Below are 24159 nucleotides of genomic sequence, written 5' to 3'. Positions count from 1 at the left end.
CGTCTCTTTCGGGATCCATCGTTTATACTCTTTCGCACCTTACCGGATCACCGCAGGAACCCCGATGACCCCCATCCTGAATGCCTACTTCGCCCGCCTGAACTGGTCCGGGCCGACCGACGTCACCCTTGAGACGCTACGGGCGCTGCACTTACAGCATAACTGTACCATTCCTTTTGAAAACCTGGACGTTCTGCTGCCGCGCGAAATGCAGCTGGACGAACAGTCGCTGGCGGAGAAACTGATCGGCGCCCGCCGTGGCGGCTACTGTTTTGAGCAAAATGGCGTATTCGAGCGGGTCTTACGCGAACTGGGGTTTACCGTTCGCAGCTTGCTGGGGCGGGTTGTGCTGTCGAATCCGCCGAGCCTGCCGCCGCGAACCCATCGTCTGCTGTTAGTCGAAGTGGACGGCGAAGCGTGGATCGCGGATGTTGGTTTTGGCGGACAGACGCTGACTGCGCCGATTCGCCTGCTTGCGGACATCCCACAGCAGACGCCGCACGGTGAGTACCGACTGTTGCAGGAAGGCGAAGACTGCATTTTGCAATTTCGTCACCACACGCACTGGCAGTCGATGTACCGTTTCGATCTGGTTACTCAGCATCAGAGCGATTATGTGATGGGCAACTTCTGGTCCGCGCACTGGCCGCAGTCGCATTTTCGCCATCATTTGCTGATGTGCCGTCATTTGCCTGATGGCGGCAAGCTGACGCTCACCAATTTCCACTTTACCCATTATGAACACGGGCACTCGGTTGAGCAGATTCACTGTCCGGACGTCGCGTCACTGTATGCCTTACTCCAGGATCGTTTTGGGCTCGGGGTAGACGATGCAAAGCATGGGATCAGCGAAGCTGAACTGGCAAGGGTGATGGCGGCGTTTGATACGCATCCGGAGGCGGGGAAGTAAGTCACAGGCCCGGAAGCATTGCGCCATCGGGCCGTATTTATCAGAACGACGCTTTAATGCCGAGCATCGCCGAGGTGTCGCTGTAGCCTTTATCACCAATCTGCTGGCCGACGTTGCCCCACAGGGAGACGTTCTTCGTCAGCTGGCCTTCCACACCGGCCTTCAGCTCGCCGATATTGCGGGCGCCGTCCAGATTCACGTTGTCACCGTTCATCGACACGCCAAAGTCCTTGCTGTTGTGGATCCAGTTCGCTTCAACAAACGGCTGGAAGGTGCGGTCTTTGCCGTCATCCAGTTTGTTGTGGCCCTTGCCGAACAGACGCACGCCGACGCGGGTCTGCACGTTGCCGTCACCGTGACCTTCCACGCGGGTGCCGTTGGCTTCGCGGTGTTCGTCCGCCTTCACGCCCATCCAGGTGACCTGCGCTTTCGGCTGGATGTACAGCGCGTTACGCTCGCTGATGTCCGCCAGCTTCCAGGTGTAGCCGGATTCCACCGACGCGGTGAAGCCTTTTGAGTCGTACTCTTCGGATTCGACGCCGCGACCGGAAACAGTGTTGTCAAACCAGCTGTACTGCGCCCAGGTATCGACATACGCGCCTTCGTGGGTGGCGTTATCCTGCAGCCAGGTGCCGTACAGACCGACACTGTAACCGCTGATGCGGCTGTCGGCGCGGTTGCCGTTACGCTGGTTTTCCGCCCGAGCCTTCTGGTTGGCATAGCCCGCCATCAGACCAAGGTGGAAACGGTCAGTGTTGTCGGAAGACCACTGGGCGATGTCGCCGCCAAGCTGCATCACATAGCGGTTGGCCTGCATATCCAGCTGGCCGCTGCTGTCTTTCTGCCGGGTGTGGCCACCGACGTTGCGCAGCCACAGGCTGGTCACCGCTTTCTCGCCGGTCAGGGCGTCGACGTAGTGGGTTTCGCCCAGGCGGTCGTGCAGACGGGTGTTAAACATCGTGTTCGCCGCCTGCAGGTTCATACCGTACAGACCGGCTTCCGGACGCACTGCGTTTTCGCGCGGGGTTGGGGAAGGCTCTACCGGATCAACAGGCGCCAGCGGCTCTTGCGGCTCTGGTTGCTGTTCTGTCGATAGCGCGCTGGTCAGATACCAGTTCTTGTCGTTCTGGCCTTCACCACGCGCCAGGGTGTAGTCATAGGCACCCGCCACGATACGCCCGTTTTGGGTGAACACGCCGTCAGAATTGCCCGCCACACTGATCAGTTCTATACCGTTCGTTGTCAGGCCGCCTGCGCCGCCCGCGTTCAGCACCGTCACGTTCGTGTTACCGGAGGTATTGCCCTGCACAACCAGCTTGTCGGTGGGTGAGGCATCATCGCCCAGTTGGGTGTTCATCACGAGATTACCGTTATTACCGGCGTAATCACCGTTCACCGTCAGGGTTTTAAACGTTGCCGCGTCGCGGGTCAGCGTGCGGGAGGCGGTGTCGCCAGGCATAAAATTCAGCGTGGCGTCGTTCAGGGTCAGCGTGGTCAGTGTGGAGTTGGCAATCATATCCCAGCGGCTGTTGCTACCATTCAGTTCCATATTGATGGAACCTTGTTCTTCAATAGCCGTGTCGCCATAAATGTAGGAGTTATCGCCAGAGACAATGTTAATCGCATGGTCGCCGCGGACCAGCATTTTACCCCATGCAACCAGCTTATTATTGTTAGTGATATCCGTTGAACCCCAGCGTCCATAAATGGAGTACAGCGTATCGGCGACAGACTCGTAGGCGTTCCGATCGCCTAAAATGACATCGCCAGTAAACAGGGCGTCCGCCTGATAAAGCAGATATGACTCTTTACCCCCCTTAGAGGTAATGGCGATGTTGCCGACGATCGTATCGGCGTCCCATTGCACGATACCGTCATCCTGATTCACGTTGGCGCTAAAAAAGCCCCACAGCGTTGCCTTATCATTGCCGGATAACGTTATTTTCGCATCGTTGATACGATGCGTAGCCGTCTCAGCGGGATCGTCACCCCACAAATAAATACCGCGGACAATATCATTTCCCGAGCTATCAATATCAATTTTATTGATAATCAGATCGGTATGTTTACCGTTGCCGCCGAGGTATGTCAGTCCATCAGCGTAGCCTTCCTCGGTGGTGCTTTTAATTTTGATGCTGACATCGTTGAAGACACGCTTACCGCTCAGGGAGGAACTGGTGAACGAGTCGAAAATAAGAATGCCTGTGACATCAGAGTAGCGGTCAGTTGAATTACTGGTTAACTGAATATCCGTATGTCCGGCCAACTCCAGGTCGGTATATGTGCGAATCCCTTCCAGATAAAAGGTGGGGGAGACAATATTAATGGTGGTGTTACCGGTGACGGTGACTTTCCCGCCCCATAAAGCCATGCCGGTATCGGTTGAGTCGCCAGATTCACGGATGCCGGGACGGGTATACGCGATATCAATATTCTCGGCGTTTAAAATCCCCTGCGATCCGGCGCTGATACCGCCGCCTCTGATGGTGGTCAGGCCTTTCAGGTCGGCCCGGGCATTATCGCCAACGTACAGCCCGTCCGATTCTTCGCTGTCATTCATGTTAATGAAGGTGTAATTTTCGGCGGTGAGTTTGCCGGTGCCGTACAGGGCAATACCATCGGAAGTCGAATAGGTCCCATTCGTGCGCGGGTCGAAGTTAAGGGTAAAATGATTACCCAGATTTATTTCACCGGCTTTAAGGTAAGCGAACCAGACGTTTCGGGAACCTGTTGCGTTAACTACGCCGGTACTGTTCATTGTGATATTGTCGGCGAAATCAACGCGACCATCAGCAACGTTAATATCAATTCTTGAGATTTCATCCCCATTGGTGATATTCACCGTGCGTTGGTCGCTGGGCGTGCTGGCGTCGAGAGTATATTTTACTGGCGCGGAAAAAGCAGAAAAGGTTGTAGTGGCTAATAATGCACTTAATAATAAAGCAATTATTTTGGGTTTAATTTGGGGTGATAAGGCAGGTATCTTCATAGATAAATTCCAGTATCCTTGAGTAATGCGTAGATAAGACACCAGTCCTGGTGTCTGTTATTTATTTCATAGAAAGGTAGAACGGCAGGAAAATTGTCTAATTCTGCTTAAGCGAAGGCAAATGAAATGATTTTAACTCGTCGCCAGCATTAATGGCTCAGGCGGGCGCTGAGTGCTGGTCAGAGATGCGGCATTTAAAGTATTTAAGAGAATTTTCAACTGTGGCACACCAATCTTCGTCATTTCTTAAATACAGCGCCGCCGTGTTAAGGAAACAGGCAGTGATACTTAAGGAAATAAACCCGGCAGGCGAGGCGCTACCGGGCGAAAAAACTTATCGGCGAGAACGGACTATCTGGTATCGGCGGGTAAAATACTCAAACGGCGCGCTCCAGACGTGTACCAGACGGGTGAACGGGAACAGCAGAAAAATGGTCATCCCCAACACCAGATGGACGCGGAAAACAAAGGCAACGCCATTAAGCATTTCTGACGAGCCGCCACGGAAGGTGACAATACTCTGTGCCCAGCCAACCAGCTTCATCATTTCACTGCCGTCAGGATATTGGGCTGAAAACGGAATAGTACTCAGCCCAAGCAGGCACTGGATCAGCAGGATGCTCATGATGATAATGTCCGGCGTGGTCGAGGTGGCGCGGACGCGCTGGTTGGTGAGACGACGCCAGAGCAAACCAGCGCCGCCAATGAGCGTCAGTACACCGCACACGCCGCCGAGAACCATCGCCATTTGCTGTTTGACCGCGATCGGCAAAAACCAGGCGTACATCCAGTGCGGTGTCAACATGCCGAAAAGATGGCCGAAGAAAATGCCGAGTATGCCGATGTGGAACAGGTTCGACCAGACCACCATGCCGCGCTTATCCAGCATCTGGCTGGACGAGGCGCGCCAGGTGTACTGACCATAATCATACCGCAGCCAACTGCCGAGAAAAAAAACGGTCGCGCAGATGTACGGGTAGATATCGTAAAAAAAGACGTTCAGGTACTGTATCATTTCGGGCCTCCCGCACTGACGTCGACGTACTGCGGCGCCACGTCCTGGCTAAAGCGTCGTTGATATTGCTGTAACGGTGAGCTGTCACAGGCTGTGGCGTTATCTTCAATAAACTTCACCTGTTCTTCTTCCCAGACGGCATCAAGCGCCTGACGAGTGTCATCACGGCTTTCTTGCGTTACCTGTGGCGTGACGCTGTCACTTGAAAGCGGGCTTCCGGCGAGGTTCAGCAGGGCATCGAATAATTGATACCACGGGGCGCCGCGCTGTTTCAGCCTCCCTCCCAGTAACGCCAGAATCGGCGCGACGTTTTGCAGACCTTCGCGCGCATCGGCTTCCGACAAAATGCTGAGATATTCGAGATACAGCGGCAAATGGTCGGGAAGTTCGCGACAGTCGAGTTGCAGACCCACTTTCTCGTACTGGGTCATCAGATCGACCATCGCCTGGCCGCGATCGCGGGACTCGGCGTGGACATGTTCAAACAGCAGTAGCGACGTGGCGCGGCCACGGTCAAAGACTTCACACCATTCGGCCTGCTTATCCAGCAGCGGGGCGTTGAGCATGTCGGTGGCGAAGCCGTTGAGCGCAGGCGCGTCGTGACGCACCATCGCCAGCACTTCGTCTTTGCATTCCCAGAGAAACTCATCCGGGTATTCCATCAACAGACCGATCGCTTTGAGGATTTGCATTATTCTCCCTCCGCTTTATCACGCACTTCGGTGATGTTGATGGCGTCAATGCGGCTACTGTTGAACAGGTTGAACTTGGTGTCGGAACCGTGGCAGCCGTCGCCAAAGGTAAAGCCGCAGCCGTTGCGCTCAGGGAAGGCGTCGCGCGCCATCTCGCGATGGCTGGTCGGGATCACGAAACGGTCTTCGTAGTTGGCGATCGCCAGATAGCGATACATCTCCTCAACCTGTTCGACGCTCAGGCCCACTTCCTCAATGGCGCGGGTATCCGTCACGCCTTCCACTGTTTGCGAACGCATGTAATGACGCATGGCCATCATGCGCTTCAGGGCGCGCAGCACCGGGCCGGTATCGCCTGCGCTGAGCATATTCGCAAGGTACTGCACCGGAATGCGCAGGCTTTCGATCGCCGGAAGTACGCCATTTGACGGCGGCAGCCCTCCGGCGTCGGCGTAAGACTGAATCGGCGACAGCGGCGGGACGTACCAGACCATCGGCAAGGTGCGGTATTCCGGATGCAGCGGCAACGCCAGTTTCCAGTCCATCGCCATTTTATAGACAGGGGAACGCTGCGCCGCGTCGATCACGTTCTGCGGAATACCCTGTTTCAAGGCCTCTTCAATCACCGCCGGGTCGTTCGGGTTCAGGAACACGTCGCACTGACGCTCGTACAGATCGGTTTCATGCTCGGTGCTGGCGGCTTCTTCGATGCGGTCTGCGTCATACAACAACACGCCGAGGTAGCGAATGCGCCCAACACAGGTTTCAGAACACACGGTTGGCTGACCGGACTCAATGCGCGGATAGCAGAAGATGCATTTCTCAGACTTGCCGCTCTTCCAGTTGAAGTAGATTTTTTTGTACGGGCAGCCGCTAATGCACAGACGCCAGCCGCGGCACTTGTCCTGGTCGATCAGCACGATGCCGTCTTCTTCACGCTTATAGATCGCGCCGCTCGGGCAAGTGGCGACGCAGCTTGGGTTCAGACAATGTTCGCAAAGGCGGGGCAGATACATCATGAAGGTATTTTCAAACTGCCCGTACATTTCCTTCTGGATCTTGTCGAAGTTACGGTCACGGGCGCGCTTTTCAAACTCGCCGCCAAGCAGTTCTTCCCAGTTTGGCCCCCAGATAATTTTGTCCATCCGCTTACCGTCAATCAACGAGCGCGGGCGGGCGGTCGGCTGGTGTTTACCCTCCGGCGCGCTGTGCAGGTGCTGATAGTCAAAAGTAAAGGGCTCATAGTAGTCGTCTATCTGCGGCACAACCGGGTTTGCGAAGATTTTGGTGATGACGCCCATTTTTCCGCCCATGCGCGGACGTATTTTACCGTTCACGTCGCGAACCCAGCCGCCTTGCCACTCCTCCTGATCTTCCCAGTTTTTCGGATACCCGATACCCGGTTTGGTTTCGACGTTGTTAAACCATGCGTATTCCATCCCTTCACGTCCGGTCCAGACGTTTTTACAGGTGACAGAGCAGGTGTGGCAGCCAATGCATTTATCGAGGTTAAGCACCATCCCAACCTGTGAGCGTATTTTCATTTTTTCGCCTCCTGTACCTGATTGCGACCTTCATCATCCAGCCAGTCGATATTTTTCATTTTTCGAATCATGATGAACTCGTCGCGGTTAGAGCCGACGGTGCCATAGTAGTTAAAGCCATAGGCCAGTTGAGCGTAGCCGCCGATCATGTGTGTGGGTTTCGGACAGACGCGGGTTACCGAGTTATGAATACCGCCACGCATCCCGGTAATTTCTGACCCCGGAATATTCATGATGCGTTCCTGGGCGTGATACATCATGGTCATCCCCGGCGGTACACGCTGGCTGACCACCGCGCGAGCGGTCAGTGCGCCGTTGGCGTTGAAGGCTTCAATCCAGTCGTTATCTTCAATGCCCAGCTCGCGGGCGTCGGTTTCGCTGATCCAGACAATCGGTCCCCCACGTGACAGCGTCAGCATGAGCAGGTTTTCGCTATACGTAGAGTGGATGCCCCATTTTTGATGGGGCGTCAGGAAGTTGAGCGCTTTTTCCGGGAAGCCGTTGGGCGGGATCTCGCGCATTTCGCTGACGCTGCGGGTGTCAATCGGCGGTCGATAGGCGACAAGGCTTTCACCGAATGCGCGCATCCACTGATGATCCTGATACAACTGCTGGCGGCCAGAAAGGGTGCGCCAGGGGATCAGTTCGTGGACGTTGGTGTAACCCGCGTTATAAGAGACATGTTCGCTTTCCAGACCGGACCAGGTGGGGCTGGAGATGATTTTGCGCGGCTGCGCCTGAATATCACGAAAACGGATCTTCTCATCTTCTTTATTCAGCGCCAGATGGGTATGTTCGCGCCCGGTCATCGCGCCGAGCGCTTCCCACGCTTTCACCGCCACCTGACCGTTGGTTTCCGGCGCCAGCGCAAGGATCACTTCAGACGCGTCCAGCGCGGTGTCGATCCGCGGTCGGCCTTTAGCCGGGCCTTCGCGCTTGGTATAGTTCAGTTTACCGAGGAATTCGACTTCCGCCTCGGTATTCCAGGTGATGCCCTTGCCGCCGTTGCCCAGTTTATCCATCAGCGGGCCGAGCGAGGTGAAGCGCTCGTAAGTGGCGGGGTAGTCGCGTTCCACGACCACCAGGTTGGGCGCGGTTTTGCCGGGGATCAGATCGCACTCGTTTTTGCGCCAGTCGAGGATATCAAACGGTTGCGACAATTCTGCCGGGGAGTCGTGCTGCAACGGCTGCAACACCACGTCGGTTTCCTGACCCAGATGGCCGACACACACCTCGGAAAAGACCTTAGCGATGCCCTTGTAGATCTCCCAGTCGCTGCGCGATTCCCAGGCGGGATCCACCGCCGCCGACAGCGGGTGAATAAACGGGTGCATATCCGACGTGTTCATATCATCTTTTTCGTACCAGGTGGCGGTCGGCAACACGATATCGGAGAACAGGCAGGTGCTGGACATTCGAAAGTCGAGCGTGACCAGCAGATCCAGCTTGCCTTCAATGGCGGCAGACTGCCATTCCACTTCTTCCGGCTTAATCCCCTCGCTAGAGCCGAGCGCTTCACCCTGAATGCCGCTTTCGGTCCCGAGCAAATATTTGAGCATGTATTCATGCCCTTTGCCGGATGAGCCGAGGAGGTTCGAGCGCCAGACAAACAGGTTGCGCGGGTGGTTATTGCCGCTGTCCGGCTGTTCGCAGGCAAAGCGGATATCGCCCGATTTTAGCGCCTGCACGGTGTAATCCACGGGTGACTGACCGGCTTTTTCCGCACGGGTTTTTAGCGTCAGCGGGTTAAGATTGAGCTGCGGCGCGGACGGCAGCCAGCCCATACGCTCAGCCCGCACGTTGAAGTCAATTAAATGGCCGGTAAATTTCGCCGGGTCGGCTAACGGTGAGAGAAGCTCCTGCGCAGTGAGCTTCTCATAACGCCACTGGCTGGCGTGATTATAGAAGAATGAAGTGCTGTTCATCTGGCGCGGCGGACGGTTCCAGTCCAGCGCGAAGGCCAGCGGCAGCCAGCCAGTCTGCGGACGCAGTTTTTCCTGGCCGACGTAGTGCGCCCAGCCGCCGCCGCTTTGTCCGACACAGCCGCAGAACACGAGGATGTTAATCATTCCGCGGTAGTTCATGTCCATGTGATACCAGTGGTTAACGCCGGCACCGAGGATAATCATCGAACGCCCGTGGGTTTTATGCGCCGTATCGGCAAATTCGCGGGCAATGGTTTCAATATGGTAACGCGGTACGCCGGTGATCTGTTCCGCCCAGGCGGGCGTATAGGCTTTCACTTCCGCATAATCTTTCGCGCCGTACGCATCGTCCAGCCCACGATCGAGGCCGTAGTTGGCGAGCACCAGATCATAGACGCTTACCACCGGACAACTGCTGCCGTCAGCAAGCGTCAGGCGTTTCACTGGCAACTGACGGACCAACACCGGTTCCTGCTTCACGCTACGGAAATGCGGGTTTTCGTTCCCCCCGAAATAGGGGAACGCCACCCCCAGGACCTCGTCATGTTGACCGAGCAGCGACAGCGTCAGTTCAGTTTCGTGGCCTGCCGCCAGCGGCTCGAGGTTCCATTTGCCTTTTTCACCCCAGCGGAAGCCAATTGAGCCGTTGGGCGCAACTAACTCACCGGCGCTGTTGTATGCCACGGTTTTCCATTCCGGATTGTTGGCTTCGCCAAGACCGCCGACCAAATCGGACGCACGCATCATGCGGCCCGGAACGAAGCTGCCATCCTCGCGCGCATCCAGCAAAACCAGCATCGGCATGTCGGTATAGCGGCGGCAATAGTTGAGGAAGTAGTCGCTGGGGTTATCGAGATGGAACTCTTTGAGAATGACGTGGCCCATCGCCATCGCCAGCGCGCTGTCGGTGCCTTGCTTCGGCGCCAGCCACTGGTCGCTCAGCTTAGCGACCTCCGAAAAGTCAGGCGTAATGGCAACGGTTTTCGTGCCTTTGTAACGGACTTCGGTAAAGAAGTGGGCGTCCGGGGTTCGGGTCTGGGGGACGTTTGACCCCCAGGCAATGATGTAGCTGGAGTTGTACCAGTCGGCGGATTCCGGCACATCGGTCTGTTCGCCCCACGTCATTGGCGATGCTGGCGGCAGGTCGCAGTACCAGTCGTAGAAGCTCAGGCAGGTCCCGCCGAGCAGCGAGAGATAACGGGTTCCGGCGGCATAGGACACCATCGACATTGCCGGGATCGGCGAAAATCCGGCAACGCGGTCCGGACCGTAGGTTTTTATCGTCCAGACGTTGGCCGCCGCGATCAGTTGATTCAACTCTTTCCAGTTGGACCGGATAAATCCGCCACGCCCGCGCACCTGTTTGTAACTCATGCATTTCTGCGGGTCGTTCATGATCGATTCCCAGGCCAGTACCGGGTCGCTGCACTGGGTCAACGCTTCGCGCCACAGTTCGATCAGGCGCTTGCGCACTAACGGGTACTTCAGACGATTGGCACTGTATAAATACCACGAATAGCTGGCCCCGCGTGGGCAACCGCGCGGTTCGTGGTTGGGCAGATCCGGACGGGTACGCGGATAGTCGGTCTGCTGGACTTCCCAGGTGACCAGGCCGTTTTTCACATAAATTTTCCAGCTACAGGAGCCGGTACAGTTCACCCCGTGGGTGGAACGCACAATCTTGTCGAACTGCCAGCGTTGACGATAACTGTCTTCCCAGTCGCGGTTGGTGTGCATCACCTGACCGTGACCGTCAGCGAAGGTGTCGCCTTTAGATTTAAAATAGCGGAAGCGATCCAACAGCTTGCTCATGACATTTCTCCTGCTTCGATAATGTTGCCGTCGTTCTGCAAGCCGGAGGACGGGGCAAGCGCCTTCTCCGGCCTGATAACAGCGATGAATATGTTGTTATTGTTGTGTGGGTTTGCGGCGACCGTAGACCAGCCAGGTCACCAGTACGCAGACGATGTAGAACACCAGAAAAATTTTCATGGCGCCGACGGGAGAGCCGGTCATTGCCAGAGACGTACCAAAGGCTTTCGGGATAAAGAAGCCGCCGACCGCGCCGATGGCGGAAATAAAGCCCAATGCCGCCGCGGTATCGGTCACCGCTTCACGCTGCGCCTGCTCATCTGTGCCGCCGCGAAGTTTGACTTTGTAAAGGGTGAGCTGGCGGAAGATCACGGCAATCATCTGGAAGGTGGAGCCGCTGCCCAGGCCCGCCGTGAAAAATAGCCCCATAAAGACGAGGTAGAAGGCGATAAAACTTCCTGAACCTGTACCGGGCAATGTCAGGAACAGTAGCGCGGAAAACAGCGCCATAAAGATGAAGTTGATCAGCGTCACGCGAACGCCGCCGAACTTATCGGAAATCACACCGCCAGCAGAGCGCGCCAGTGCGCCGATAAACGGGCCGAAAAACGCCAGATTCAGAATGTCGACCTCCGGAAACTGCGTTTTGGACAGCATGGCAAAGCCTGCTGAAAAACCGATAAACGAGCCGAAGGTCGCCAGATACAGCAGGCTGAGCAGCCAAAGATGAAAACGCTTGAGCACCGGTAACTGCGAGGCGATGGAGGCTTTTGAACTGGCGATATCGTTGGTGCCTACCCAGGCGGCGACAGTGGCGATAGCCAGTAGCGGCACCCAGATCCACGCGGCATTCGCCAGGGAGAGCAGACTGCCGTCAGGCTGCGGAACGCCCTGCACGCCGAGGAAGGTGAAAAGGGGCAAGAAGATCACCAGCGGCGCGACCAACTGCATTACGCTCACCCCGAGGTTGCCCAACCCTCCGTTAACGCCCAGCGCGCTTCCCTGTTTCGCCTTTGGAAAAAAGAAGCTGATATTGCCCATGCTGGAAGCAAAGTTGGCCCCGGCAAAACCACAGAGCAGCGCAATAATAATAAACACCCCGAAAGGGGTATTCGGGTTCTGTACGGCAAAACCGAGCCAGACGCAGGGAATAATCAGGATCGCGGTGCTGAAAACCGTCCAGCGACGTCCGCCAAATATAGGCACCATAAAGGAGTAGGGGACGCGTAATATTGCGCCAGAGAGAGAGGGTAATGCCGTTAATAAAAACAATTGATCGGTGGTGAAATTAAAACCAATTTTATTAAGATTGACCGCCACCGCGCTAAAAAGCATCCAGACACAGAAGGCAAGTAACAGACAAGCCACTGAAATCCAGAGATTTCGTCGTGCGATGTGTTTTCCTTTATGTTCCCAGAAAGCGGGATTTTCAGGCTTCCAGTCACTCAAGAGATAACGATTATTTTTCTCATTTTGTAGCGCCATATTGCCCCTCGCATGCACATGTCGTTCATAAAAAAATAAAAAAGCAGGCCAAAGGGCGCATAACGCACGCTGTGCATTCGCCCTTTTTAGAATTTATTGATGTTTTTAGGAATATTGATGAAAGGATAGATAGAAAACGCGCAACCGGGCGGCGCGAAGGGGAAGAAAAAGTTGCTTAAGTGTTACTAAATGTAAACAAAAGATGTGCTGTTTTTACATCTACGGTTCAGGAAAACAGCTCCAGGCTGATCATACGATCCAGATGACGTTCAAAAGCGGGATCCGCCATTTCCTGAAGACCAAGCACATACATGCCATCCAGGCCGCACACCAGGGCAATCAAACGCCAGGCAATATCCGCAGGTCCATCTGCCGTCGAGAATTCCCCTTCTGCCACTCCACCTTCAATAATGGCCGTGGTCTTTTCATGCCACATGCGCATAGTGAGCAGGTAGGCGCTTTTGATATCCGCGTCCTGGTCGGCAAGGATCTGCGCTTCACGCCAGAGTTTGATATAAGGTTCGAAACCGCCGTCGTCGCTGCCAAGCATAGCATGCAGGCGCGCGCGCCAGCTGGCATCTTCGCCCGGGACGTCTGCGTCAAGCAACGTACTGATAATGCGCACAAATGCTTGCGATTTCAGATCGCCGGCAGAGGTAAAGTGATGATGTACCTGACCAGCGGCGACTTTCGCCTCGGTGGCAATACGTCGGACCGTCATGGCTTTAAATCCGTCTTCCAGCCCCACGCGCATTGCCGCCTGCAAAATCACTTCACGACGCTCATCTTTATGCAGATAGCCCATATGTACCTGTATCTTCCCGAAAAATGGCAGTGTAACAAAAAGCTGGACGCCTGTTCAATTACGGCAGTTTATAGCTTAAGCGACAGCTCCATCGCAGCGCGACGCAAGGGCGCGAGGGCTTTTAGCTTTAGTGCGTCGGCGCTCATCGATGAAGCCGGTACGCCGACGTTTAACGCGGCGACAAGGGTGCCGCTACGCGAAAGCAGCGGTACCGCCAGCGAGCATAAGCCCACTTCGATCTGACGATCGGCGAGCGCGTACCCTTGCATCCGCACCCGTCTGATTTCATCGCGTAGCGCAGAACGATCGCAAAGGGTATACGGGGTATAACGCAGTAAACTTGCTCGTGACAGTGTCACCTCTAACTGCTCTTCCGGCAGCGCGCTTAGCAGTACCCGTCCCATTGACGTAGCCCACGCCGGTAAACGACTCCCGCGCCCGATATCGACGCTGAGCAAATTGTTCATGGCTGCCCGGGCGATGTAAAGCACGTTGTCGCCGTCCAGCGTGGCCGCAGAGCACGACTCGCCGAGCGTTCTGGCAAGATCATCTAATGCCGCCTGCGCCACTTTCGCCAGCGGCGTACCGGCCAGATAGGCATGGCCTACGGCCAGAACGCGCGGAAGCAGCTCATAGCTGCGGCCATCAGGCGTGTGCACCATGCCAAGTGCGGCGAGAGTGTACAGACAACGCCTGACCGCGGCGCGTGAAATCTGCGTCTTTTGACTGAGTTGTGAGATGGTCAGGCGCTGACGCTGCGGGGTGAAGGCGTTCAGTACCGCCAGACCGCGCGCCAGCGACAGCATGAAATTCGGGTCCGATGCGGCCTGTCGCGTGCCGATCGTCGGCTGATGTTCATCGCTCATTGAATTCCTCTCCGCTGCAATTCGAAGCCATAGCGCACTCACTATACCTCGCGTGCGGGGACGGAAGGCGGAATATCCCCGTTTTCCCACGGGGATCACATTATTAACTTCAATGTAACATTCGCGCCGATAATCGCACACCATTTCGATTATCGCCGTTGACCCACTTCCCGGCTGACCCCTATTGTCAAAAGCACCGTCACCGTTCGTTATTGATGACGATCGCAAAAGTTATGACACGCATCTCAGGAAGAAATGATGAGCGCAACCGTTGAAGAGATTGAAAGCTGGCTGGTCGATGTTCCGACCATCCGCCCCCATAAATTATCGATGACCACGATGGGCTGTCAGAGTCTGGTTATCGTGCGTATCACCCGTTCGGACGGCATTCAGGGCCTGGGAGAGGCGACAACCATCGGCGGGCTGAGCTACGGCGTAGAAAGTCCGGAGGCAATCCAGTCTGCGATTAGCCATTATCTGACCCCGCTGCTCAAAGGTCAGCCCGCAGATAATCTCAATGTGCTGACGGCGCGGATGAACGCAGCCGTGAAGGGCAATACTTTTGCGAAATCGGCCCTCGAAACGGCGCTACTGGACGCGCAGGCAAAAGCGCTTGGGTTGCCCGTTTCTGCGCTTCTGGGCGGCGCGCTGAACACTGCGCTGCCCGTTCTCTGGACGCTGGCAAGCGGCAATACCGCAAACGACATTGCCGAAGGGCAGCGACTGCTGGAGGAAGGTCGACACCAGGCGTTTAAGCTGAAAATTGGCGCCAATGCGCTGGATGACGATCTTGGCCACACGCGGGCTATTGTCGAGGCGCTTGGCGATCGCGCCAGCATTCGGGTAGATGTAAATCAGGCATGGGACGCGACCGTCGCCGCGAAAGGCTGTCGGGAACTGGCGGCGATGGGGGTCGATCTGATTGAGCAACCGGTCAGCGCGCAGGACAGCGCGGCGCTGGTACGCCTGAGTCAGCAAACTGACGCCGCCATTCTGGCCGACGAGTCCGTCGCCAGCCACTTTGACGGTTACCGTCTGGCACAGCAGGGGTTTAGCGGCGCCTGGGCGTTAAAAATCGCCAAAGCGGGTGGTCCCGCCAGCGTGTTGAAACTGGCGCACGTCGCGCAGGCTGCCGGAATCAGTTTGTATGGCGGCACCATGCTGGAAGGAACGATTGGCACTGTCGCGTCGCTGCACGCCTGGTCGACGCTGTCATTACCGTGGGGAACGGAGATGTTTGGGCCGCTGCTCCTGAAGGATGACATTGTCTGCGTACCGCTGTCCTTCGCGAATGGCCACGTGGCGCTGCCGCAAACGCCCGGACTGGGCGTGGAACTGGATGAGGATAAATTACGCTTTTATGCCCGCGCACAGCGGGAATAACAGGAGGTCAACATGCTATTTAAAGTGGAAATGACCGTCAATATTCCGTACGGACTGCCGGTTAAAGAACAAGAAGAGATGAAAGCCCGCGAAAAAGCGTATTCCCAACGGTTACAACGGGAAGGGAAATGGCGCCATATCTGGCGCGTCGCAGGGCTGTACGCCAATATCAGCGTTTTCGATGTTCAGGATGCTGAAGAATTACATCAAATACTTATGGGGTTGCCGCTTTATCCTTTCATGGAGATTCATGTGGAAGCGCTGTGTCGCCACCCGTCGTCGATTCATGACAGCGATAAATAATCCTTACGCCGAACGCCGGAAATCGTTCTGGTATGACCCTACAGAAAATAAGAAGCGAGAAATATTATGAGCCATTCATTTATCAACCAACACACTGTTCAGGATTTATTGCGTGAAAGCGCCGGATTAAACTCGACCGATGGAAACGAACGTTTTAAATCGATTATTCATCGCTTGCTCACGAATATCTGTACATTAATTGACGACTACAATGTGACGCAGGAAGAATTCTGGCATGCGGTGAATTATCTGCATGAACTTGGCGGACGTAAGGAAGCGGCGTTATTGGCGGCCGGATTGGGTCTGGAGCATTTTCTCGATCTGCGCCAGGAAGCTATCGAAGCCAGCCAGTCATCCGAAACGGGAACCCCACGCACCATTGAAGGGCCACTGTATGTTGCAAACGCGCCGCTGGCTGACGGGCATGATCGGATGGATGACGGTCTGGACGACGGAGAAGTCATGTGGCTGTACGGTGAAGTAAAAGACGTGCAGGGACACCCCGTCGCAGGCGCGATCGTGGACATCTGGCACGCCAATACGCTCGGCAACTATTCGTTTTTCGACTCCAGCCAGAGCGAATATAACCTGCGTCGCCGTATTCGCACCGACGCGGAAGGACGCTACAGCGTGCGGAGTATTTTGCCTTCCGGCTATGGTTGTCCTCCTGATGGCCCTACCCAGGCGTTACTCGATCGTCTGGGCCGCCACGGTAACCGGCCTGCTCATATCCATTTCTTTGTCTCTGCGCCGGGCTTTAAGCACCTTACCAGCCAGATTAACCTTAATGGCGATCGCTACCTGTGGGACGATTTTGCGTTTGCCACTCGCGATGGTCTGATCGCCGATCCGGTGAAGGTTACCGATCCCGCATTAATTGCGCAGCGTCAACTGGCAGGAGAACATACCGAGGTGCGATTCGACTTTACGCTCTGCAAGGCGCAGCGCGCCGAAGAAGAACAGCGTATTACTCGCCTGCGCGCGCTGGAATAATTCACCGCCCAATAAAGATTCACTGAACGCTTAATCCTGAATGATGCAGGAGGACCAGACACATGCAAAAAACGCTCTCGGCATTAAAAGATAAAATTTCCCAGGCCTTAATTGTCGATCGGGAAAACCATATTTATCGCTGTCATCGCTCTATCTTTACCGATAGCCAATTTTTTGATTTTGAAATGAAGCATATATTCGAAGGCAACTGGGTATTTCTGGCGCATGAAAGTCAGATCGCGCAACCCGGCGATTATTATACTCTGACGCTGGGCCGCCAGCCCGTTATTATTACGCGCGACAAGCAGCAGACCCTCCATGCGTTAATTAATAGCTGTGCGCACCGCGGCGCGATGTTATGCCGACGTAAAACCGGAAATAAAAACTCGTTTACCTGTCCGTTTCATGGCTGGACGTTCAGTAATAACGGCAAGCTGCTCAAGGCGAAAGATGAAAGTACCGGCGGGTATCCAGACTCTTTTAAGCAGGACGGATCGCATGATTTAAAAGCCCTGCCACGCTTTGCGTCTTATCGTGGATTTTTATTCGGTAGCCTCAATGACGAGGTACAACCGCTGGAGGAGTATCTTGGCGAGACACGGAAAATCATCGATCTGATTGTCGACCAGGCGCCGGAAGGGCTGGAAGTGCTGAAGGGGTCTTCCAGCTATGTCTACGAAGGGAACTGGAAGCTGGGAGCGGAAAACGGCGCCGACGGCTACCATGTCAGCGTCGTGCACTGGAACTATGCCTCGACGATGTCGCGACGCAACTATGAAGCGGACGGTACGCGCGCGGTGGACGCCAACGGCTGGTCAAAAAGCCTCGGTGGCGGCTATGGCTTTAAAAATGGCCACATGTTGCTCTGGACGCGCGCCATCAACCCGGAAGTGCGCCCGGTTTATGATCACCGGGCGCGGCTTCAGGCGACATTCGGAGAACGGCGCGCGGACCAGATGGTCAACGAAACCCGCAATTTATGCCTGTATCCCAACGTCTATCTGATGGATCAATTTTCGACACAAATTCGCGTTATTCGTCCTCTGGCGGTAGACAAAACGGAAGTCACGATCTGGTGTTTCGCGCCAAAAGGGGAATCTGATCAAGCGCGGGCGCTACGTATCCGTCAATACGAGGATTTCTTTAATGTCAGCGGTATGGGAACCCCTGACGATCTCGAAGAGTTCAGCGCCTGCCAGCGTGGATACCTGGGGGAAAATCTGGCCTGGAGCGATCTGAGCCGCGGCGCGCTGCACTGGGTCGACGGTCCGGACGAGCACGCCCGTCATGCCGGTTTTACGCCTCTGTTGAGCGGGGTGAAGTCCGAAGACGAGGCGCTGTACATCGCGCATCACCATCACTGGCAAAACGTGATGCTCGCGGCAGTCGAAAAAGAGCGGCAACGTTACGAGCAGTCGATCACCCAACGCGTGGAGGTAGTCTGATGTTGACCCTGGAACAGGTGCGTCAGTTTCTGTATTACGAAGCGCGGTTGCTGGATGATCGCCAGTGGGATGCGTGGCTGAACTGCTATAGCCCCGGCGTGGTGTTCTGGATGCCCGCGTGGGGAGATGATGATAAACCGACCCGCGATCCGCAGCGTGAAATCTCGCTTATTTATTACCCGAACCGCGAGGGGCTGGAAGATCGGGTGTATCGCATCAAAACGGAACGGTCCGGCGCCAGCACGCCGGAACCGCGTACCACCCATATGATCGCGAATGTCGAACTGTTGGGCGAAACGGCGGAAGGCCTGGCGGTGCGCTACAACTGGGTGACCTACAGCCACCGGTATCAGCATACCGATGCGTATTTTGGCACGACGCACTGCACGCTGATTGAAGAAAGCGGCGTCCCGCAAATTGTGCGTAAAACAGTGCGGCTGAACAATGACTATATCCGTCAGGTGATTGATGTGTATCACATTTAAGAGGTGCTTATGAGTTTTACGATTGCCCTTAATTTTGAGGACGGCATCACCCGTTTTATTCAGTGCAACGCGGGCGAAAAGGTGCTTGATGCGGCTTACCGGCAGAAGGTTAATCTGCCAATGGATTGCTCAGATGGCGTCTGCGGCACCTGTAAATGTCATTGCGCCAGTGGGGAATATGCCCTCGGTGACGATTTCATCGAAGACGCTTTGAGCGACGATGAAGCCCAGGCAAGACAGGTACTGACCTGCCAGATGGTGCCGTGCAGCGACTGCGTGATCGATGTGCCTGTTGCCGCCGCGCAGTGTAAAACCGGGCTTACGACGCTGGACGCGACGGTACGGGCAGTGGACGCGCTGTCGGCTACGGCGTTTGAACTGGTGATAGACGCCGATGAACCGCTGGCATTTTTGCCGGGACAGTACGTCAATATTCAGGTTCCCGGCACGAACCAGGTGCGCGCCTATTCATTCAGTTCGCTGCCGGATAACCGCGAATGCCGGTTTTTGATCCGCAATGTGCCGGGCGGGCTGATGAGCCAGTGGCTGACCCAGCGCGCACGTTCTGGCGACCGTCTGACCCTCAGCGGCCCGATGGGCAGTTTTTATCTGCGCGGCGGCGAGCGTCCGTTGTTGATGCTGGCGGGCGGAACCGGGCTGGCGCCCATGCTCTCCATGCTGGAAGCGCTGGCGGCGCAGGGAAGTCAGCGTCCGGTGACGCTGTTGTATGGCGTGACTTATGACATTGATCTTGTCAAAACGGCCCGGCTGGAGGCTTTTCGTGAGGGGCTGGTCAATTTCCACTGGCTACCGGTGGTTGCGGATGCCGACAGCGCCTGTCCGCAGCGGGGTTATGTCACCGCGTATCTCAATGACGCCTTGCTGAATCAGGGGGATGTGGATATTTACCTGTGCGGGCCGCCGCCGATGGTCAACGCGGTCGCTGCTACGCTGCGGGAAAGGGGAATCGATCCCGCCGGATTCTGGTATGAGAAGTTTATCGCCAGCCAAAGCGCCGCGGCATAAGGAGAACAGGATGCGATTTCACACTAAAGTCGTCGCGATTACCGGCGCGGCGCAAGGGATTGGTCGCCAGACCGCAGAGCAGGCGGCAAAAGAGGGCGCAACGCTGTTACTGATCGATCGTTCCCGTCACGTTCATGAACTGGCTGCGACACTCACCGCTGAGGGCGTTCAGGTGCTGGCGCTGGAGGCCGATCTTGAGCAGTGGGAAAGTACCGAACAGGCCTTCGGAGCAGGCGTTGCACATTTCGGTCGTATAGACGTATTGATTAATAACGTCGGCGGGACGATCTGGGCGCGGCCTTTTGCCGACTATCAGCCAGAGCAGATCGAAAAGGAAATCCGCCGCTCTCTGTTTCCTACGCTGTGGGGCTGTCGTGCAGTGCTGCCGTGGATGCTGAAACAGGGGGCTGGCAGCATTGTCAATGTATCGTCCGTAGCGACATCTGGGGTGAATCGGGTGCCTTATTCGGCAGCGAAAGGCGGGGTCAACGCCTTAACCCGCTCCATTGCCATGGAATACAGCCACCAGGGGATCCGGATAAACGCCGTGGCGCCGGGAGGAACAGAGGCGCCAGAGCGTGTCACGCCGCGTAATACCGAAACGCCCACCGCGCAGGAAAAAATCTGGTATCAGCAGGTTGTGGATCAGACCCTGGACAGCAGCCTGATGCACCGCTATGGCACGCTTGAAGAACAGGCGCAGGCGATATTGTTTCTGGCAAGCGACCAGGCGAGCTATATCACCGGTGTGACCCTGCCGGTGGCCGGGGGCGACCTGGGCTGAGTTTATTCTCGCCATCCGGCTGGCTGGTCGGATGGCGCTGTTTTCCTGTCTTGCTTTCCCTGATACCCACGAATTCAGATAATCACGGCGCTCAATAAAAAGTTGGACATATGTTCAATTTTCCGTAGGATCGGTAAATCTGGACGCGTGTCCAGTTTGTCTTAAGGGAAGCGTTATGTTTCGTCAGTGGTTAACATTAGTGATTATTGTGTTGGTCTACATTCCGGTTGCTATCGACGCGACGGTGCTGCATGTGGCCGCCCCCACGCTGAGTATGACGCTGGGCGCCAGCGGCAACGAGCTGCTGTGGATCATTGATATTTACTCGCTGGTGATGGCAGGGATGGTATTGCCGATGGGCGCGCTGGGCGATCGCATCGGTTTTAAACGTTTGCTGTTACTTGGCGGGGGCCTGTTTGGTCTGGCTTCGCTCGCTGCCGCATTCGCACACAGCGCCAGTTGGCTGATCGCCACGCGCGCCATTCTGGCGATCGGTGCGGCGATGATCGTTCCGGCAACGCTTGCCGGGATCCGCGCGACCTTCAGCGACGCACGCCATCGTAATATGGCGCTGGGCGTCTGGGCGGCGGTAGGTTCCGGCGGCGCTGCGTTCGGGCCGCTGGTGGGGGGAATACTGCTGGAGCACTTTTATTGGGGCTCGGTATTTTTGATCAACGTGCCTGTCGTACTGGTTGTGCTGACCCTTACCGCGCGCTATGTGCCGCGTCAGACGGGACGCCGCGATCAGTCATTGAATTTGGGGCACGCCATCATGCTGATTATGGCCATCTTATTGCTTGTTTACAGCGCGAAGACCGCGTTGAAAGGGCATATCGCCATTGGCGCAATTGCCTTAACCGTCATTAGCGGCGCGCTGCTGCTGATACAGTTTATCCGTATCCAGCTTGCGGCCTCGCGTCCGATGATCGACCTGCGGCTGTTTACGCATCGCATCATTTTAAGCGGCGTGGTGATGGCGATGACCGCCATGATCACGCTGGTCGGTTTTGAGCTATTAATGGCGCAGGAATTGCAGTTTGTGCATGGCTTCACACCGTATCAGGCGGGGCTGTTCATGTTACCTGTCATGCTTGCCAGCGGCTTCAGCGGCCCCATCGCCGGTATGTTGGTGTCCCGATTTGGACTACGCACCGTGGCGACGGGGGGGATGGCATTGAGTGCGCTGAGTTTTTATGGCCTGGCGATGACTGATTTCAGCACACAGCAACTGCAGGCCTGGGCACTGATGGCGCTGCTGGGATTTAGCGCTGCCAGCGCGCTGCTGGCGTCAACGGCAGCCATTATGGCCGCGGCGCCGGGCGAGAAAGCGGCAGCGGCAGGGGCGATAGAGACAATGGCCTATGAGCTGGGCGCTGGACTGGGCATCGCCATTTTCGGTCTGTTGCTGAGTCGTAGCTTTTCTGCCTCGATTAGCTTGCCGGAAGGGCTGAACGCCGAAGAAATGACCCGCGCATCGTCGTCGATGGGGGAAGCGGTGCAACTGGCGCAGACGCTGCCCGACGCGCTGGGAGAACACATTATTGATGCCGCGAAACAGGCCTTTACCTGGTCACACAGCGTGGCGCTAAGCAGCGCCGGCAGTATGCTGATTCTGCTGGCGGTGGGTATGTGGTTTAGCCTCGCAAACGTCAACCGCGACTAGCTTAGTGGGTTAACTGGCACAGGCTGTCCAGCGCTTCGACCTCTTTGCCGCTTAACCGGGCGTACTGTCCGGTCAGCCGCCAGAACGCGGGCTGGGTTTCTGTGTAGATTTCAGCGGCGAGGATCAAACGACGGCGATCGCCTTCGTTCAGTTCAAGCAGCGTCCAGGGGATAAAATAGCGCAGCGTGTCGGTGAGCTTAAACCACAGCGGACAGCCGCAGCCGGAACAGAAGTAGCGTTCCCCCCGCGAGGAGGAGGTAAAAAAGGCCGGTTCAGGCGCGTCGGGATCCATCATCGGATGACCGCTGGCCTCCAGGTACATTGCAATGCCGCCTGACCATTTCTGGCACAGCGTGCAGTGACAGGCGTAAACATCGAGCGATTCGATATCAACGGTAAAATGGCTCTGCCCACAGAGACAACGTCCTGTATAGGTTTGCACGGCATACTCCTTATGACCGGTTTATGCATCGGTAAAAAAAGCCAGCCCGACGTGGGCTGGCTTCTATACCGCTCAATTCTAAATGAATTAGAACTGGTAGGTCAGACCCACAGCAACGATGTTGTCAGTGGAGATACCAGCAGCGCGGGTGAAGTTGTTTTCGTCAACCAGGTTGATTTTGTAATCAACGTAGGTGGACATGTTTTTGTTGAAGTAGTAGCTCGCGCCAACGTCAACGTATTCAACCAGATCCTGGTCGCCGTAACCGCCGATGTCTTTACCTTTGGATTTCAGGTAAGCCAGGGACGGACGCAGACCGAAGTCGAACTGGTACTGTGCTACCACTTCGAAGTTCTGCGCTTTGTTAGCAATACCGTTTACATCACCAAAGGTGGTCATGTTGCGGGTTTCTGCATAGGTTGCCGCCAGGTACAGGTTGTTCGCGTCATATTTCAGACCCGCAGCCCACACTTCTGCGTTCTTGCCGCGAGCGTAGAACACGTTGTCACCCGCAGTCTGAGAATCGGTACGGTCAGATTTCGCGTAAGCGGCGCTTGCGGCGAAGCCTTCGTACTCGTAGCTGGTAGACAGACCAAAGCCGTCGCCATTCTGTTCGGTGAGCTTAGAACGACCGTTGTTCGTTTCGTCGCTGGCGCCATTTTTACCCTGGTACTGAACGGCAAAGTTCCAGCCGTCAACCAGACCGAAGAAGTCGGTGTTACGGTAGGTCGCCACGCCAGAAGCACGCTGGGTCATGAACACGTCGGTCTGGGTCCAGGTGTCGCCACCGAACTCAGGCAGAACGTCGGTCCATGCGCCAACGTCATACGCGACGCCATAGTTACGGCCATAGTCAAAAGAACCGTACTCACCAAATTTCAGACCGGCAAACGCCAGACGGGTTTTATTACCTTTGGTGCCGTTAGATTCGGAGTTATTGCCTTTGAATTCGTATTCCCACTGGCCGAAACCGGTCAGTTGGTCATTGATTTGTGTTTCACCTTTGAAACCCAGACGTGCGTAAGTTTTGTCGCCATCATCGCCGTTATTGTCAGAGAAGTAGTGCAGAGCGGTAACTTTGCCGTACAGATCCAGTTTGTTGCCGTCTTTGTTATACACTTCTGCTGCATTAACAACGCCTGCTGCCAACAGGCTGGTCACTGCCACTGCGACTAATTTAAGTTTCATTTTAGATAATCCTTATAATTTTCTTAATGTGTTTCCTAAACCATTGCTAAACGAGGCTTCTCATCAATGGCAAGCTATTTTTAAATTACGCAGTAGCACCAATTCAATAATAAGTTTCATCTTATTGCTGGATATTTACAGATGTGTGATCCAGATCTCCTTAATATCCTGAAATAAATTAGTTACAAATGGGATTAGGCTTAAGTGAAATATTTATTAGGCTAACAATGTGCGATGAAGTGGTTATTTTGCGGTAAATTACGCAGGCTAACTATATCGGGATAAATGAATTTGACAGGCAGGGATTTAATAGTTAAGCATCATTTTAGTATCATTAATTTAACAGATTGCTAAATTCGAGGAAATATTTTGGTTTAATCTTAATAAAGACTAAACCAAATTCA

At 55.4% G+C, this 24159-nt stretch carries 19 protein-coding genes and 1 pseudogene; 10 read left to right on the top strand and 10 right to left on the bottom strand.

Going from position 1 to position 24159, the window contains the following annotated elements:
- Positions 1-64 precede the first annotated feature (64 nt).
- Positions 65-910 (top strand): N-hydroxyarylamine O-acetyltransferase, encoded by an 846-nt coding sequence (nhoA, locus tag OOJ60_RS04730; protein WP_205612029.1) that lies wholly within the window; start codon positions 65-67, stop codon positions 908-910.
- A 40-nt stretch (positions 911-950) separates the two neighbouring features.
- On the opposite strand, the gene OOJ60_RS04725 is transcribed toward nhoA, so the two are convergent.
- Positions 951-3752 carry an autotransporter outer membrane beta-barrel domain-containing protein gene (locus tag OOJ60_RS04725; RefSeq protein ID WP_233470873.1) on the bottom strand — a complete coding sequence of 934 codons (2802 nt, stop codon included), beginning with the start codon at positions 3750-3752 and terminating at the stop codon, positions 951-953.
- Between the two features lies 1 nt (position 3753).
- On the opposite strand from OOJ60_RS04725, the gene OOJ60_RS04720 reads away from it, so the two are divergent.
- Positions 3754-3921: a hypothetical protein gene (locus OOJ60_RS04720; RefSeq protein ID WP_233470872.1), complete on the top strand. Its 168-nt coding sequence runs from the start codon at positions 3754-3756 to the stop codon at positions 3919-3921.
- Positions 3922-4233: 312 nt separating this feature from the next.
- On the opposite strand, the gene narI is transcribed toward OOJ60_RS04720, so the two are convergent.
- From narI to OOJ60_RS04685, 7 genes are all read right to left on the bottom strand, one after another.
- Entirely contained in the window at positions 4234-4914 is a 681-nt protein-coding gene (gene narI / locus OOJ60_RS04715; RefSeq protein WP_042283097.1) for a respiratory nitrate reductase subunit gamma, read from the bottom strand.
- The gene (gene narW, locus OOJ60_RS04710) at positions 4911-5606 is read right to left on the bottom strand and encodes a nitrate reductase molybdenum cofactor assembly chaperone (RefSeq protein ID WP_060569792.1); all 696 of its coding nucleotides are present in this window, start codon (positions 5604-5606) and stop codon (positions 4911-4913) included. Before narW ends, narI begins: the two co-directional genes overlap by 4 nt.
- The gene (narH, locus tag OOJ60_RS04705) at positions 5606-7150 is read right to left on the bottom strand and encodes a nitrate reductase subunit beta (protein WP_042283092.1); all 1545 of its coding nucleotides are present in this window, start codon (positions 7148-7150) and stop codon (positions 5606-5608) included. The genes narW and narH overlap by 1 nt, the downstream gene beginning before the upstream one ends.
- Positions 7147-10887, bottom strand: coding sequence for a nitrate reductase subunit alpha (locus OOJ60_RS04700; protein ID WP_060569790.1), 3741 nt, complete (start codon positions 10885-10887; stop codon positions 7147-7149). Before OOJ60_RS04700 ends, narH begins: the two co-directional genes overlap by 4 nt.
- 96 nt (positions 10888-10983) lie before the next feature.
- The gene (locus tag OOJ60_RS04695; RefSeq protein ID WP_181823162.1) at positions 10984-12372 is read right to left on the bottom strand and encodes a NarK family nitrate/nitrite MFS transporter; all 1389 of its coding nucleotides are present in this window, start codon (positions 12370-12372) and stop codon (positions 10984-10986) included.
- 226 nt (positions 12373-12598) lie between these two features.
- Positions 12599-13177, bottom strand: coding sequence for a TetR family transcriptional regulator (locus OOJ60_RS04690; protein WP_205612026.1), 579 nt, complete (start codon positions 13175-13177; stop codon positions 12599-12601).
- 68 nt (positions 13178-13245) lie between these two features.
- On the bottom strand, positions 13246-14043 hold the full coding sequence (locus OOJ60_RS04685) for an IclR family transcriptional regulator domain-containing protein (RefSeq protein ID WP_042283082.1): 798 nt from the start codon (positions 14041-14043) through the stop codon (positions 13246-13248).
- Between the two features lie 211 nt (positions 14044-14254).
- Here OOJ60_RS04685 and OOJ60_RS04680 point away from each other — a divergent pair.
- The 8 genes and pseudogenes from OOJ60_RS04680 to OOJ60_RS04645 all read left to right on the top strand — a co-directional run bounded on the left by OOJ60_RS04680 (position 14255) and on the right by OOJ60_RS04645 (position 22125).
- Positions 14255-15426: pseudogene (locus tag OOJ60_RS04680) on the top strand (muconate cycloisomerase family protein).
- 12 nt (positions 15427-15438) lie between these two features.
- The gene (gene catC / locus OOJ60_RS04675; protein WP_042283075.1) at positions 15439-15729 is read left to right on the top strand and encodes a muconolactone Delta-isomerase; all 291 of its coding nucleotides are present in this window, start codon (positions 15439-15441) and stop codon (positions 15727-15729) included.
- Between the two features lie 66 nt (positions 15730-15795).
- Entirely contained in the window at positions 15796-16722 is a 927-nt protein-coding gene (gene catA, locus OOJ60_RS04670) for a catechol 1,2-dioxygenase (protein WP_205612025.1), read from the top strand.
- A 62-nt stretch (positions 16723-16784) separates the two neighbouring features.
- Positions 16785-18167, top strand: a complete 1383-nt coding sequence (locus OOJ60_RS04665) for a Rieske 2Fe-2S domain-containing protein (protein WP_205612024.1) — start codon at positions 16785-16787, stop codon at positions 18165-18167.
- Positions 18167-18652, top strand: a complete 486-nt coding sequence (gene benB, locus OOJ60_RS04660; protein ID WP_042283068.1) for a benzoate 1,2-dioxygenase small subunit — start codon at positions 18167-18169, stop codon at positions 18650-18652. Before OOJ60_RS04665 ends, benB begins: the two co-directional genes overlap by 1 nt.
- A 9-nt stretch (positions 18653-18661) precedes the next feature.
- Positions 18662-19678, top strand: a complete 1017-nt coding sequence (gene benC, locus OOJ60_RS04655) for a benzoate 1,2-dioxygenase electron transfer component BenC (RefSeq protein WP_042283064.1) — start codon at positions 18662-18664, stop codon at positions 19676-19678.
- A 10-nt stretch (positions 19679-19688) separates the two neighbouring features.
- On the top strand, positions 19689-20462 hold the full coding sequence (benD, locus tag OOJ60_RS04650) for a benzoate diol dehydrogenase BenD (RefSeq protein ID WP_205612023.1): 774 nt from the start codon (positions 19689-19691) through the stop codon (positions 20460-20462).
- A 175-nt stretch (positions 20463-20637) separates the two neighbouring features.
- Entirely contained in the window at positions 20638-22125 is a 1488-nt protein-coding gene (locus OOJ60_RS04645) for an MFS transporter (RefSeq protein ID WP_060569783.1), read from the top strand.
- Position 22126: 1 nt separating this feature from the next.
- On the opposite strand, the gene OOJ60_RS04640 is transcribed toward OOJ60_RS04645, so the two are convergent.
- Both OOJ60_RS04640 and ompC read right to left on the bottom strand, forming a co-directional pair.
- Entirely contained in the window at positions 22127-22567 is a 441-nt protein-coding gene (locus tag OOJ60_RS04640; RefSeq protein WP_042283057.1) for a GFA family protein, read from the bottom strand.
- An 87-nt stretch (positions 22568-22654) separates the two neighbouring features.
- Positions 22655-23755, bottom strand: a complete 1101-nt coding sequence (gene ompC / locus OOJ60_RS04635; protein WP_042283054.1) for a porin OmpC — start codon at positions 23753-23755, stop codon at positions 22655-22657.
- Between the last annotated feature and the right edge of the window lie 404 nt (positions 23756-24159).

Source organism: Citrobacter sp. R4 (genome assembly GCF_026719175.1).
Taxonomy (GTDB): Bacteria; Pseudomonadota; Gammaproteobacteria; order Enterobacterales; family Enterobacteriaceae; genus Citrobacter_A; species Citrobacter_A sedlakii.
This window is presented reverse-complemented; position numbering and strand designations above follow the sequence as displayed.